Here is a 13,624-nt window from a genome sequence, read left to right on the forward strand (position 1 = left end):
CGGTCGTCGTGGTCACAGGCGCGGAACGGAGAGCGCGCCGTCGACGTTGAGCACGCTGCCCGTCGCGAACGCCATCTGTCCGCAGACGAGCGCCGCGACGGCCGACGCGACGTCCTGCGGCGCGCCCCAGCGCTTCATCGGGACGATGCCGCCGGCGATGCGTTCGTCGTAGCGCGCGGCGACGCCTTCCGTCATCGGCGTGCGGATGATGCCGGGGCGCACTTCGAATACGCCGATTGCGAGCGGCGCGAGGCGCAGCGCGAACAGCTTGGTGAGCATGCCCAGCCCGGCCTTCGACATGCAGTATTCGCCGCGCTCCGTCGACGCGAGTTCGGCGCTGACCGACGACACCGAGACGATGCTGCGCGAATCTTCGCTGCCGATCGCGGCCATGTGGCGCGCCACGGCCTGCGTGAGAAAGAACGTGCCGCGCATGTTGATATCGACGACGCGGTCATAGGACTGCTCGTCTACCTCCAGCAGATCGCCGCGCTGCCCGGCCGAGACGCCCGCGTTGTTGACGAGACAGGTGATCGGCCCGCAGTCCGAAACGATGCGCTCGACGAGCGCGCGATGGGCGGCGCTATCGGCGAGATCGTGCCGGTAAAAGCGTGCGCGCGCGCCGTGCGCTTCGACGGCGGCCATCGTTTCGTTCGCGTTGTCGTCATCGATGTCGATCAGCGCGAGATCGAACCCGCGCGTCGCCAGCTCGATCGCGATGCTCGCGCCGATGCCGCGGCGCGCGCCGGTGACGAGCGCGAGCGGCGCGGCGCCGCGCGGCGTCAGTACAGGAGATGAGGTAGCCATTCGGAGAACGCCGGCACGAAAGCCAGCAGCAGGATGGTCACGAACATGATGGCCATGAATGGCAGCATGGGCCGCACAAGATTCACCATTCGGATGTTGGCGACGCCGGTGACGATGAAGCAGGCCGTGCCGATCGGCGGCGTCACGAGCGAGATGCCGACGATGGCGATGGCGAGAATCGCGAAATGGATGTCGCTGAAGCCGGCGTCCTGCGCGATCGGCAGGAATAGCGGAATCAGCAGGATGAGCGCGGGAATGCCGTCGAGCAACGCGCCCAGCAGCCAGAACACGACCACGATGAACACCGTGAAGACGAACTTGTTGCCGGTCAGTTGCGTAGCGAATTCGGCGACCTGCTCGCCGACCGAGTTGTACGCCAGCATGTATCCGAGAATCTGCGCGACGCCGACGAGCGACAGCACGATTGCGCTGGTGCGGCCCGCCTTGATCAGAATGCCGAGCCATGCGCGGTTCGGAATGGATCGCTGCACGAGCGTGATGATCGTCACGTAGGCCACCGCCGCCGCAGCGGACTCGGTCGCCGTGAAGAAGCCCATGAAGATCCCGCCCAGGATGATGATCGGCGCACCGAGCGCGGGGATCGCGAGCATGAACGCGCGGCCGAGCTCGCGCACGCTGAAGTGGACCGGCGCGACGGGCGGCTCGGAGCGCGCGCGATACATGATGATGAGCATCTTCGTGATGCCGACCAGCAGGGCAGGCAGCGTCGCCGCGAGAAAGAGCTTCGTGACCGACATGTTCGCGACCGTCGCCAGCACGATGATCGTGATCGACGGCGGAATCAAAATGCCCGTGCCGGCCGCCGCCGCGATAATCGCGGACGACCATTCCTTGCGATAGCCGGCTTTTTCCATCGACGGCAGCATCGCCGAACTGATCGCGGCGGCATCCGCGTTGACGGAGCCGCTCAAGCCGGAGAAGACCATCGTCGAGGCGACGGCGGAAACGCCGAGCCCGCCGGGCACGCGGCCCACCAGCAGATTCATGAAGTTGACGAGGCGCCCGGCCGAGCCCGAGTGAAAGAGAATTTCTCCGGCGAGGATGAACAGCGGCACGGCGAGCAGCGTGAACGAATCGACGCCGTGATACATCGCCTGCGCGATGTTGGTCAGCGGCAGGCCTTGCATCAGGCCGTCGATGGTGCCGACCGCGCCCAGCGAAGCGATGATCGGCGCGCCGGCGACGACGAATAGCGCGAGCAGTCCGATGGTCAGAATCATTGCGTCCTCGTCTCGGTATGGCCGTGGCCGTGTTGCGCGCTTTCGAGGTTAGCGTGGGCGGCCAGGTCCCATGCGTGCGCCGCGAGATGCAGCAGACCCAGCGCGCTGCCGGCGGGAATCGCGGCGAACGATATCCATTGCGGGATGCCGCTCGGCGTCATCTGGTTGAGCCCGAGCTGCATGAACTGCCAGCCGCCCCAAGTGAGCGCCACGAGCAGGAAGCCCATCAACAGCATCTGCGCGAATGACGCCAGCGCGAGCCATCGGCCGCTCAGCTTGTCTTCGAAGAGTTCGAAAGCGACGTGCACCTTGTCGCGCACGCCGACCGCGATGCCGATGAAGGTCATCCAGATCATCAACGTGACGCTGACCTCGATGTTCCACGAGAGCGAGACGTGGAAGACGAAGCGGGACAGGATGCCCGCAAGAACGACGCAGAAGATCGCGAAAACCAGGACCGCTATCAGCAGGTCTTCGACGCTCGCGAGCACGCGCAACGCCGCAACCTTGTTGATGCTGTCCCGTGGCTCGCGCGAACGCGGATCGGGTTTCATGTCGGGAACCTCCGGCGGTTATCCGAGGGCGGGCAGGTAGGTGCCCAGTTCGGCGAAGTTGGCGCGGTACTTCGTATAGATCGGCTTGACCGCTGCCTGGAACGCGGGAAGATTCGCGTCGTTGAACGCCACGCCCGCCTTCTTCGCTTCGGCCAGATACTTCGCATCGGAAGCCAGCCACAGATCGCGTTCGTGCTGCTGAGCCTGCGCGGCGGCTTCCTTCACGGCGTCCTGTTTCTTGGGGTCGAGCGAGTCGAACCACTTCTTGCTGGCGAGCATCGGATCGATCGAGAAGAAGTGATTCGTGTACGAGTAGTGCTTCGCCACCTCGCTGTGATGCTGCTGAACGAAGAACGTCACCGAGTTCTCCGCACCATCGACGACGCCCTGCTGCAACGCGGAATAGATCTGCGTCGTGTCGAGCGGCGTCGCCTGTGCGCCGAGCTGGTTGAACGTCGCGATCATGATCTGATTGCCTTGCGTACGGATCTTCAGGCCCTTCAGATCGCCGGGTTCGTTGATCGGACGCGTGCGGTTGTAGACGCTGCGCAAGCCCGAGTCGAACCAGCCCAGCAGCACGAAGCCGAGATTGTCGAGGATGCCCGCATAGGCCTTGCCGAGCGCACCGTCCTGAGCCGCGAAGAGCGACTTCCGGTCGGGAAACGCGAAGGGCATCGCGAAGAGTCCGAGACGCTTGTCGTAGCCTTCCAGGTCCGCCACGTTGGTCACCGTGACCTCGAGCGTGCCGTTGCGCAGTTGCTCGTTCATGCGCGTGTGGGAGCCGAGCACGCCGTCCGGAAATACGCGCGCGTCGAAGCCGGTCGTTTCCTTCAGACGCTTGGCCATCAGATTCTCGGTGATGACCTCGGGATTGTGGCGGTCGACGACATCGCCGATGCGGATCGTCGGGGTGTCGGCGCTCGCCAGGCGCGGCAGGCAACCCGCGGCCGCCGACGCAGCCGTGAGCATCAAAATCTTGCGGCGAGAAAGCAGATAGTCATGCATGTCTCGGACTCCTATGGGTCTGATGTCCATATTGCATTGCGACGAAAAAGGCGCGAAGAGACGCTGCCGATGCGACTGCGAAAATCTGTTAGATCGATCTACTACAGGGTAAAAGCTGCGCGGATACGGTGCAAGGAGATTTTTATAAGGGAAACCCGAACGGAGCACGTCCGGGTATGAAGCGCTTATTTGCGCGCGCCGCAGGTTCCGCGGATGACCAGAACCGGCTCCGAGACGATGCGCGTGGGCGTGCGCGAAGGCTCCGTCATGCGCTTGAGCAGCAGATCGGCGGCGGCGCGGCCGATGTCGTCCTGCAAGACCTGGACCGTGGTCAGCGGCGGCTCCCAGAGTTCGGCTTCCGGCACGTCGTCGAAGCCTACGACGCCGAAGTCTGCGCCAGGCTCGATGCCGTGGGCGCGCAGTCCGAGCATCACGCCGAACGCGACGATGTCGTTGCCGCATACGACGGCCGTCGGCGGATTCTTCAGCGCAAGCAGTTCGGTGATGATGCGCTTTCCGTCGTGACGCGTCAGCGGCGACGGCACGAGCAGCCGTTCGTCGAGTTTGATCTTCGCGTCGCGCAGCGCGTCGCGATAGCCCTCGGCGCGGTCGCTGCCGGTCGACGCGCGCATCACGCCGCCGATCATCGCGATGCGTTTGTGCCCGAGCGAAATCAGATGCGAGGTCGCGAGCGCCATGCCGCGACGATTGTCCACGCCGACGTAATCGGCCTTGAGGCCCGGCACGTAACGCGAAGCGAAGACGCACGGAATGCCCCACGCGAGCACCTGACGCATCTGCGCGGCCGTCGTCGATTCGGTCGGACAGACGATGAGACCGTCGATATTGTGCTGCCGCACGGTATCGAGAAAGCGGCCTTGGCGTTCGAGCGATTCGTCGGTGTTGCCCAGCAGCGTGATGAACCCTTGCGTGCTCAGGCTCGCCTCGATGGAGCGGACGAGCATCGTGAAATACGGATTGGCGAGGTCGTTGACGACGACGCCGACGGTGTTCGTCTGATTGCTGCGCATGCCCGCCGCATGGCGGTTGTAGACGTAGCCTTTGCGCTTGAACGCTTCCAGCACGCGCTCGCGCGTGGCTTCGGAGATGCGCGGGCTGTTGCGCAGCACGAGCGAGACCGTGGCGCGGGACAGGCCGAGATCGTTTGCAATATCCAGCAGCGTGACGGGAGAACCTGGTTTGCCTCGGGTCATTGGAACGGTCGATGAGTCGTATGCCCGGAGTGTATCCGAATCGGCCGCGAGATCCGTCTTCCGGTCAGCCATGCGCGATGCCGAAGAACTCGGCGACGATCTCCGCCTGATTCTCCAGCAGATGACGCCCGAGATGGATGCGGTGGCCGCGTTCTTCGGCCTGACAGAGCAGTTGTGTGCGTTCAGGCTTCATGATGATGTCCGCCACCAGCACGCGGCGGTCGAGCCGCGCGATGTCGAACGGCAACGGATCTCCGGCCGCCATGCCGCACGGCGTCGCGTTGACGACCATATCGACATCCGCGGGACTGGCGCTTCCGGCCGAGACGTTCACATCGGGATAAGCGTGCGCAAGCTCCGCGATCAGCGCGTCCTGCTTCGCGCGATCCACATCGATCAATTGCAGCGCTTTCACGCCCGCGCGGGACAGCGCATGCGCGAGCGCTTTTCCGGCTCCGCCCGCACCCGCCTGAAACACCGACATGCCGCGCGGCTCGTGGCCCTGTTTTCGCAGTCCGCGCGTGAAGCCTTCGCCGTCGTACATCTCGCCGACCCATTCGCCCGATTCGACGCGGCGCATGCAATTGATCGCGCCCACTTTCCGCGCAATCGGCAGGAGCCGGTCGACGAGGCCGGTCATCGATATCTTGTGCGGCACCGTGACGACGATGCCATCGAGATTGCCGATCGTCTTCAGTCCGGCGATGGCGGTCGCGAGCGACGCGGCGGGAATCTGCATCGGCACGAGCACCGCGTTCACGCCCATGCGCTGGAATATCTCGTTGAAGACGAGCGGCGAGCGCGCTTGCGCAATCGGATCGCCGACGATGGCGAAGAGGCGCGTGTCTCCGGAAACTGCGGCGTTCAGTGCGAAAGTCATGATGACGAGTCCGGGTTGACGATCATGAGTCGATGCTCATCCGACGAGGCGATCAGCGCGTCGATCAGCAGATGCGCATTCAAGGCGCTGCGCAATGACGCGACCGGCTCGATTCCGTGCGTGGCGGCGTCGATGAAATTGGCGATCACGGCCTGATGGGCGTGATGAGAGAAGGCCATCGGGTTCGCGCCTGAACCGAGCGAAGCGGTTTCGCCTTCGTCGAGCGTGGTGCCGTCCATGTACTGCACGACGAGCCTGCCGCCGCCGAGCGTCGCGCTGCCGTTGCTGCCGCTCAATTCGATGCGTTCGGGAAAGCCGGGAAAGATGGCCGTGCTGGCGTGCAGCGACGCGACGCAGCCGCTTCGGTATCGCATGACGCCCGCGACGGTGTCCTCGCATTCCATGCGGTGCGCGCGGCTCGTGATCGCGTAGGCGAACACTTCGTCGGGAAGGCCGACCAGCCACAAGAAAAGATCGAGCGTATGGATGGCCTGCGTCATCAGCACGCCGCCGCCGTCGCGCTCGCGCGTGCCGCGTCCGGGTTCGTCGTAATAGGACTGCGGACGCCACCACGGAACGGCGATGCTCGCGCTGTGGATGTCGCCGAGCGCGCCCGCGTCGAGCAATTGACGGAGCTTGCGCGCTGCGTCGCGCGTGCGATGTTGCAGCACCGCAGCCGCGACGATGCCGCGTTGCTCGCATAGCGCGACCAGCTCGCGCGCGCGAGACGTGGTGACGTCGATGGGCTTCTCGACCAGCAGATGTTTGCCCGCCGCCGCGATCATCGCGCCGAGTTCGAGATGCGTGTTCGGCGGCGTCAGCAGCAGCACGCCGTCGACGTTGTCATCGGCGAGCGCGGTGTCGAGATCGAGCGTGACGCGCGCATGCGGCAATTGTCGGGCGAAAGCGCTTGCGCGTTCCCGCGACCTCGCAACGACATACCGAACGGTCGCGCGGTCCTGCAAGGCCAGCAGACTCGCCAGATGCGGCGCGGATGCCATGCCCGCGCCGACGACTGCGAGCTTGAAACCGGTCTCGTTCATGTCTATTGTCTCCGTTGAAAGACAATAAGGTAGATCGATCTAATTGTCCAGCCGCCGATGACATCGACGGGAAAGATTCACTTGGTGTATTTCGCGAGCACCACGACGGAGAAAGAGTTCATGAACTGTTCGACGCGCTCGAAGCCGCCCGCGTCCTGTGCGAATACCGACAGGCTGTCGACGAGGTGCGTGAGCAGGAAGATCAGGTCTTCCTTCGGCGTGTCGCGCTTCAGCTCGCCGGTGCGGCTCGCATGCTCGACGGCGACTTCGACGGCCGCGTGGATCTCGGTCGTGAAGCCCGCGAGCGCCGCGCGCGCCTCGTCGGTCAGGACGTCGCTTTCCAGGCGCAGCCGGCCAATCAGACTCCACGGCCTGCGCGTCTTGCCGCCGGGATTGTATTTGCGGAACAGATTGCGGTTGTAGGCGACTTCCGCCTGCAGCTTCTCTCGCAGCGACAGCGTTTCGTCGAGCCAGATTTTCTTCTGTCCCGCGGTGGCGCCGGCCACGTATTCCTTCACCACTTCCTCGACGAGACTGTTCTTGTTGCCGAAGTGATAGTGGATGTTGGTGGTCGTGATGCCGAGCTCCTTCGCGATCACGCCAAACGTTGTCTTGTGATAGCCGTGCGCGATCAGGAGCTTCTTCGCCAGATCCTTGATGCTGTCGTACATCGGAGATTTTTTGGGCGCGGCGCTTGTTTTGTCGGTCTTGTCGTTCTGACTCAACGGTTCATCTCGGTGGGGATCGGACTGCCGGCTCGGCCTCGAACGAGGCGAAGCAACGGACGGGGATGCTGCGGAAATTGCGGTTGATTTTACACGACCCCCATTTGTCGATCTCTTCGCCGCCTTCTCCGCAAACGACTGCGCGCGTTCCATTTTTCGCCTCCCGAAAATCTCGTTGCGTAGTGCCCGGAAATGATGTTAATGTCCTCTCAACGTACTTACTAGTAAGTAAGTATAAGGGAATACTCGAATGGGACATCACTGCTTCGGCAGTGAAAAAAAGGAGGCGCGATGCAGGAACACATGGTGGTGCGCAAACACGGCGCGGTCGCGGAGATCGTCATCAATCGACCGGAGAAGATGAACGCGATCACGCCCGAGATGACGCAGACGCTCGCCGGCATCCGGCAGGACATCGAGCGTGACGAAGCGATCCGCGCGGTGCTGCTGCGCGGCGAAGGCGAGCGCGCATTCAGCGCGGGAAGCGATCTCCATTCGCTCAAGACGTATCGCACGACGTGGGAGTTTCGCGCCCGCACCGATTACGCGATGGTCGTGCGCGAATTCACCAAGCCCGTCGTCGCGGCATTGAAAGGCTGGGTGTTGGGCGGCGGCCTGGAAATGATGCTTGGCGCCGATGTCCGCGTCGCGGGACAAAGCGCGAAGTTCGGCGCGCCTGAAGTGGTGCGCGGTTGGGTCGGCGGCGGCGGTGCGTCGCAAATGCTGCCGCGCCTCATCGGCTACGGGCAGGCCATGCGCCTTCTGCTGACCGGCGACACCATCGATGCGAACGAGGCGCTCCGCATCGGCCTTGTCGAGATGGTGGTCGAGGATGCGGCCGTCGTCGAAACCGCGATGGCGCTGTGCCGCAAGATGGCCGAGTTCAGTCCGATCGCGACGCAGTCGGTCAAGGCGGCCGTGCGCGCATCGCTTTCGATGAGCGTCGAACAGGGCATTCGCTACGAGAACGAGCTGACGTCGCTGTGCTTCGCCTCGGGCAACTACGAGGAGGGCGCCAACGCATTCGGCAATCGCGCAAGCCGGAACTGATTCGCGGACAAGTACGTCACGTCGAACATAACCAGACCAAAGAGAAGCAGGAGACAGCGCCATGCAAGTCGCACATGCGCAGAACGCAGACCGCAGGAACATCCGACGCGCCGTGTTCGCGTCGACGCTCGGCACCATCATCGAATGGTACGACTATGGGCTCTATGCAGCGGCATCGGGCCTCATCATCAACAAGCTGTTCTTTCCGCAGTTGTCGTCGCTTGCGGGCACGCTCGCGGCGTTCGCGACCTTCGCGGTCGGCTTCATCATCCGGCCGGTTGGCGGCATCGTCATTTCGCATATCGGCGACAAATACGGCCGCAAACCCGCGCTCGTGTTCTGCGTGACGATCATGGGCGCGGCGACCGTCGGCCTCGGCATATTGCCGACGTGGCAGCAGGCAGGCGTGATCGCGCCGATCCTGCTCGTGCTGCTGCGCATGATGCAGGGCTTCGGCGCCGGCGCGGAACTCGCCGGCGCAATCACGCTGATCGCCGAATACACGCCGCCGAGCCGGCGCGCGTTCTTTACGTCGATTCCGAACGCGGCCACCAACTTCGGCGTGATGATCGCGATCGCGACGTTCCTGATGATCTCGTACGTGCCGGAAGACATCCTGTTCACGTGGGCGTGGCGCGTGCCGTTCATCCTGTCGCTCGGGCTGTTCGGCGTCGCGATCTACATCCGCTCGAAGCTCGATGAAACGCCCGAATACGTCGCCGCGATGGAGAAGGCGAGCGCGAAGGCCAAGGCCGAGAAAGTGCCCGTCGCGGACCTGTTTCGCAACAGCCGTCGCGAGTTGCTGTGCGGCTTCTTCGCGATGGGCGGCCATCAGGCGCTCAGCTATGTGCTCAATACCTTTGCGCTGAGCTACATGACCAACACGGTCGGCATGGCGAAGGCTGACAGCCTCGTCGTACTGATCATCGCGCTGGGCTTCTCGCTTTTCTGCGCGCCCGTCGGCGGCATGCTCGCGGACAAATACGGCAGCGGCAACGTGTTCGCCGCCGGCGCGATGATCGCGCTCGCGCTCGTGTGGCCGCTCTTCCGCGCCATCGATTCGAAGGACATCGTGCTCGCCACGATCGCGATGAGCGCGGTCTATGGAATCAGCTGGGGCTGCACCTGCGGCGCACAGGGCGCGTTCCTGTCGAATCTGTTTCCGACGCAGTACCGCTTCTCCGGCATCGCGATGTGCCGCGAGTTTTCCGGCGCGCTGATAGGCGGGCCGACGCCGTTCATCGCGACCGCGCTCGTCGCATACGCGGGCGGCAAGCCGACTTACGTGATGGTGTTCCTCGCCGTCTTCTGCCTGCTCACGCTGATCGCGGCGCTGTTCGGCAAACGCCTCTCGCGTCATCGGGACGATCAGCCCGTGTTCCAGGAATCGCATTCGGCAATCTGACGCCGATGCGGGCATCGACGCAAACACAGACAATACCGGAGTAGATGACATGCAAATTTTGACCGCCGACCAGGCTGCATCCCTGCTGAAGGATGGCGATACCTTGATGATCGGCGGATCGGGAAGCGGGCACGCCGTGCCGGAAGCGCTGATCGAGGCGCTCGAGCGGCGCTTTCTCGCGCAGGGCGAGCCGCGCCGGATCACGTCGTTTCATCCGGTCGGCCTCGGCGATCGCGGCGAACGCGGCGCATCGCGGCTCGCGCATACGGGGCTGCTCAAGCGTGTCGTATGCGGCACGCTGGTCGATTCGCCGGCGCTCGCGCAGATGGCGCTGAACAAGGAAGTCGAAGCGTGGACACTGCCGCAGGGCGCGCTCTCGCAGCTCACGCGCGAGATGGCGGCGGGGCGGCCGGGGCTCGTCAGTCATGTCGGGCTGCATACCTTCGTCGATCCGCGCAATGGCGGTGGGCTTCAGGGCGCGCCGAGCGATGACGAACTCGTCAGCCTGATCGAGCTCGACGGCCGCGAGTGGCTGTTCTACAAGCCGTTCGAAGTCGATGTCGCTTTTCTGCGCGGCACGACGGCGGACGAAGACGGCAACATATCGATGGAGCATGAAGCCGTTTTCGCGGACATGCTCTCGATGGCGCAGGCGACGAAGCGCAACGGCGGTGTCGTGATCGTGCAGGTGAAGCGGCTTGCGAAGCGCGGCACCTTGCCCGCGAAGACGGTGAAGATTCCGGGCATGCTCGTCGACGCGGTCGTCGTTCAGGAGGATCAGCCGGTGACGTATCAGACGGCTTACGATCCGTCGTTTACCGGCGAAATGCGTATTCCGCTCGGCGGTTTTCCGCGCCTTCCGCTCGACGAACGCAAGATCATCGCGCGGCGTCTCGCGATGGAACTGAGCATGGGCGCGGTGTGCAACGTCGGCTCGGGCGTGTGCACGGGCATCGGGCTCGTCGCGGCGGAAGAGGACGTGCTGCATCACATCGTGCTGACGAACGAGCAAGGGCTGATCGGCGGCGCGCCCGCGGCGGGACTCGATGCCGGCGCCGCGCGCAACTACAGCGCGATCGTCGACATGCCGTATCAATTCGATTTCTACGATGGCGGCGGCATCGATATCGCGTTTCTCTCGGCGGTCGAGATCGACGCGCAGGGCAGCGTCAATATCAGCCGCTTCGCGAACAAGCTGATCGGCGTGGGCGGGTTCATCAACATCAGCCAGAACGCGCGCAAGATGGTCTTCGGCGGCACGTTCACGGCGGGCAACCTGCAAGTGTCCTGCGAAGGCGGCAAGCTGCAGATCCTGAAGGAAGGCGCGCATCGCAAGTTCGTGTCGAAGCTGCAGCAGGTGTCGTACAGCGGACCTTTCGCGCAGGAGCGCAAGCAGACGACACTCTTCGTCACCGAGCGCGCGGTGTTCCGCGCCATCGACGGCGCGCTCGAACTGATCGAGATCGCGCCGGGCATCGATCTCGAGCGCGACGTGCTCGCGCACATGGCGTTTCGCCCCGTCATCTCGCCCGATCTCAAGCTGATGGACGAGCGACTCTTCCGTCCCGAACCGATGGGCCTCGATGCCGTGATGGCGTCGCAAGGCTGGCCGTGTCATCCGCGGCTTGCTGCGTTAGCGGGGGGCGAGCGGTGAAGCGCGAGTTGCAAGCTCTTCGAATCGATGGATCGACGCGCCTCTTCGGCATCGTCGGCAGTCCGGTGACGCAGGTGAAGACACCGCAACTGATGAACGCGCTCTTCGACGCAAGCGGCATCAATGCGACATGCCTGCCGTTCGATGTGCCCGTGAACGTGTTCGAGCCGGCCGTAGCCGGACTTCAGGCGCTCGGCAATCTCGATGGCCTGGTCGTCACCGTGCCACACAAGGTGCGCGCGATGGCGATGGTCGACGACATGTCGGACACGGCGCGGCGCGTCGGCGCGATCAACGTGATGCGGCAACAGCCGGATGGCACCTGGTACGGCGATATGTTCGACGGCACAGGCCTCGTGCAGGGACTGACGCGTCTCGGCTTCGAGGTTCGCGGCCAGCGCGTGAAGCAGCTCGGCGCGGGCGGTGCGGGCGCCGCGGTCGCGCACGCGCTGGCCGAGGCGGGCGCGGCGAGCATCGCGCTGAGCGATCCGCAGCGCGAGCTGTCCGAGCAGTTGTCGGCGCGACTGAACCGCTTCTATCCGGATTGCGAGGCTCGCGTCGATGTCGATCCGGCGAATGTCGCGGGCATGGATCTGCTCATCAACTGTTCGCCGGTCGGCATGAAGCCGGGCGATGGCATGCCGGCTTCCTTTGGCGCCTTTTCCGAAGCGATGCAGGTCGTCGACATCATCATGACGCCCGCCGAAACGCCGCTGCTGAAACATGCGCGGCAGTGCGGCTGTCGCGCGACCAACGGACGGCCGATGATCGAAGGGCAGCTCGCGGCGTTCGCGACGTTTTTCGGCATCGACATGCCCGCAGCGTTCCCTATCCTTTTCGACGCGCCTATCCGGACCTGACTACCATGCATATCGTTCTTCCGACCGCTTCCGGCGAGTTCGAAAACTACACGCTCAAAGGCGATCCGATCGGCGGCGCGCCGGCGGGATCGACATTCAACCGCATCGCCTATTCCGCCGCGCACGTCGTGGCCGATCCGCTTCGCAGCGGCGAACTGAATCAGCCCGCCGCACTCGACTGGGCGCGCACGATCGAATATCGGCGATATCTGATCGGCCAGGGTCTCGGCATCGCGGAGGCGATGGACACCGCGCAGCGCGGCATGGGCCTCACATGGGACACGGCGCTCGAGCTCATCGAGCGGACGATGCAGGAAACGCGCGACATGGCCGGTGCGCGGATCGCGTCGGGATGCGGCACGGATCATCTTCCCGCGCAGTCGGCCACGTCGTGCGATGACGTCATCCGCGCCTATGCGACGCAGCTCGAAGCGATTCAGCGCACGGGCAGCCGGGTGATCCTGATGGCAAGCCGCGCGCTCACCCGCGTGGCGCGAAGTCGCGATGACTATCTGCGTGTGTATGGCGAAGTGCTCGCGATGTGCGACAAGCCCGTGATCCTTCACTGGCTCGGCGACATGTTCGATCCGGAGTTGAAGGGATACTGGGGCAGCGACAATCTCGACGAAGCAGCCGACGCGTGCCTGACGGTCATCGCGGAGAACGCTGGCAAGATCGACGGCATCAAGATTTCCCTGCTCGACGATGCCCGCGAGATTGCCTTCCGGCGACGCCTGCCCGAAGGCGTCAGGATGTATACGGGCGACGATTTCAACTATCCGTCGCTCATCAAGGGCGATGAAGAAGGTTACTCGCACGCGTTGCTCGGCATCTTCGATGCGATCGCGCCGGCTGCATCGCAGGCGCTCGCGGCGCTCGCTGCAGGCGATCTCGCGCAATACGAGCGGGTTTTCGCGCCGACGGTGGCGCTCTCGCGCCACATCTTTCGCATGCCGACGCAGTACTACAAAACGGGCGTCGTCTTTCTCGCCTACCTGAACGGATTTCAGCCGCATTTCTTCATGCTCGGCGGTCACCACGGCGCACGTCCGCCGGTTTATCTCGCGGACGTGTTCCGTCTCGCCGATAAGGCCGGCCTGCTGCGCAATCCCGATCTCGCGGTTCAGCGAATGCGGCTCGTCATGCAGACGCTCGGACTTTGAACGCCGACTTTCTTGAAGGCACA

General features: G+C 64.1%; 13 protein-coding genes. 5 read left to right on the plus strand and 8 right to left on the minus strand.

The window, feature by feature from the left end; translation table 11 throughout:
• Positions 1–12 precede the first annotated feature (12 nt).
• The 8 genes from NCS00_RS15140 to NCS00_RS15175 form a co-directional block, all read right to left on the minus strand.
• Positions 13–807 (minus strand): 3-ketoacyl-ACP reductase, encoded by a 795-nt coding sequence (locus tag NCS00_RS15140; protein ID WP_250440417.1) that lies wholly within the window; start codon positions 805–807, stop codon positions 13–15.
• A complete protein-coding gene (locus NCS00_RS15145) occupies positions 783–2,048 on the minus strand; it encodes a TRAP transporter large permease (RefSeq protein WP_250440418.1) in 1,266 nt (421 codons plus the stop codon). The genes NCS00_RS15140 and NCS00_RS15145 overlap by 25 nt, the downstream gene beginning before the upstream one ends.
• Positions 2,045–2,602 (minus strand): TRAP transporter small permease, encoded by a 558-nt coding sequence (locus NCS00_RS15150; protein WP_008353934.1) that lies wholly within the window; start codon positions 2,600–2,602, stop codon positions 2,045–2,047. Before NCS00_RS15150 ends, NCS00_RS15145 begins: the two co-directional genes overlap by 4 nt.
• Before the next feature lie 18 nt (positions 2,603–2,620).
• Positions 2,621–3,607, minus strand: coding sequence for a TRAP transporter substrate-binding protein (locus tag NCS00_RS15155; protein ID WP_008353932.1), 987 nt, complete (start codon positions 3,605–3,607; stop codon positions 2,621–2,623).
• 185 nt (positions 3,608–3,792) lie between these two features.
• The gene (locus NCS00_RS15160; RefSeq protein ID WP_008353929.1) at positions 3,793–4,821 is read right to left on the minus strand and encodes a LacI family DNA-binding transcriptional regulator; all 1,029 of its coding nucleotides are present in this window, start codon (positions 4,819–4,821) and stop codon (positions 3,793–3,795) included.
• Between the two features lie 64 nt (positions 4,822–4,885).
• Positions 4,886–5,701, minus strand: a complete 816-nt coding sequence (locus NCS00_RS15165; RefSeq protein ID WP_250440419.1) for a shikimate dehydrogenase family protein — start codon at positions 5,699–5,701, stop codon at positions 4,886–4,888.
• Positions 5,698–6,744, minus strand: a complete 1,047-nt coding sequence (locus NCS00_RS15170; protein ID WP_175983090.1) for a Gfo/Idh/MocA family protein — start codon at positions 6,742–6,744, stop codon at positions 5,698–5,700. The genes NCS00_RS15165 and NCS00_RS15170 overlap by 4 nt, the downstream gene beginning before the upstream one ends.
• A 77-nt stretch (positions 6,745–6,821) precedes the next feature.
• Complete coding sequence (locus NCS00_RS15175; protein ID WP_033536083.1) at positions 6,822–7,415, minus strand: TetR/AcrR family transcriptional regulator; 594 nt, start codon at positions 7,413–7,415, stop codon at positions 6,822–6,824.
• 345 nt (positions 7,416–7,760) lie between these two features.
• Between NCS00_RS15175 and NCS00_RS15180 the strand changes: the two genes are divergently transcribed.
• The 5 genes from NCS00_RS15180 (at position 7,761) to NCS00_RS15200 (ending at position 13,601) form a co-directional block, all read left to right on the plus strand.
• Positions 7,761–8,519, plus strand: coding sequence for an enoyl-CoA hydratase/isomerase family protein (locus tag NCS00_RS15180; protein WP_008353925.1), 759 nt, complete (start codon positions 7,761–7,763; stop codon positions 8,517–8,519).
• A gap of 61 nt (positions 8,520–8,580) precedes the next feature.
• Entirely contained in the window at positions 8,581–9,924 is a 1,344-nt protein-coding gene (locus NCS00_RS15185; protein ID WP_008353924.1) for an MFS transporter, read from the plus strand.
• 49 nt (positions 9,925–9,973) lie between these two features.
• Positions 9,974–11,578: an acyl CoA:acetate/3-ketoacid CoA transferase gene (locus NCS00_RS15190; RefSeq protein ID WP_175983089.1), complete on the plus strand. Its 1,605-nt coding sequence runs from the start codon at positions 9,974–9,976 to the stop codon at positions 11,576–11,578.
• Between the two features lie 8 nt (positions 11,579–11,586).
• Positions 11,587–12,438 (plus strand): shikimate dehydrogenase family protein, encoded by an 852-nt coding sequence (locus NCS00_RS15195; RefSeq protein ID WP_250440420.1) that lies wholly within the window; start codon positions 11,587–11,589, stop codon positions 12,436–12,438.
• Positions 12,439–12,443: 5 nt separating this feature from the next.
• Positions 12,444–13,601, plus strand: coding sequence for a dihydrodipicolinate synthase family protein (locus tag NCS00_RS15200; protein ID WP_175983087.1), 1,158 nt, complete (start codon positions 12,444–12,446; stop codon positions 13,599–13,601).
• The last annotated feature ends 23 nt before the right edge of the window (positions 13,602–13,624 follow it).

Origin of the sequence: Caballeronia sp. AZ1_KS37 (assembly GCF_023631165.1) — a bacterium.
In the GTDB taxonomy this organism is placed as follows: domain Bacteria; phylum Pseudomonadota; class Gammaproteobacteria; order Burkholderiales; family Burkholderiaceae; genus Caballeronia; species Caballeronia zhejiangensis.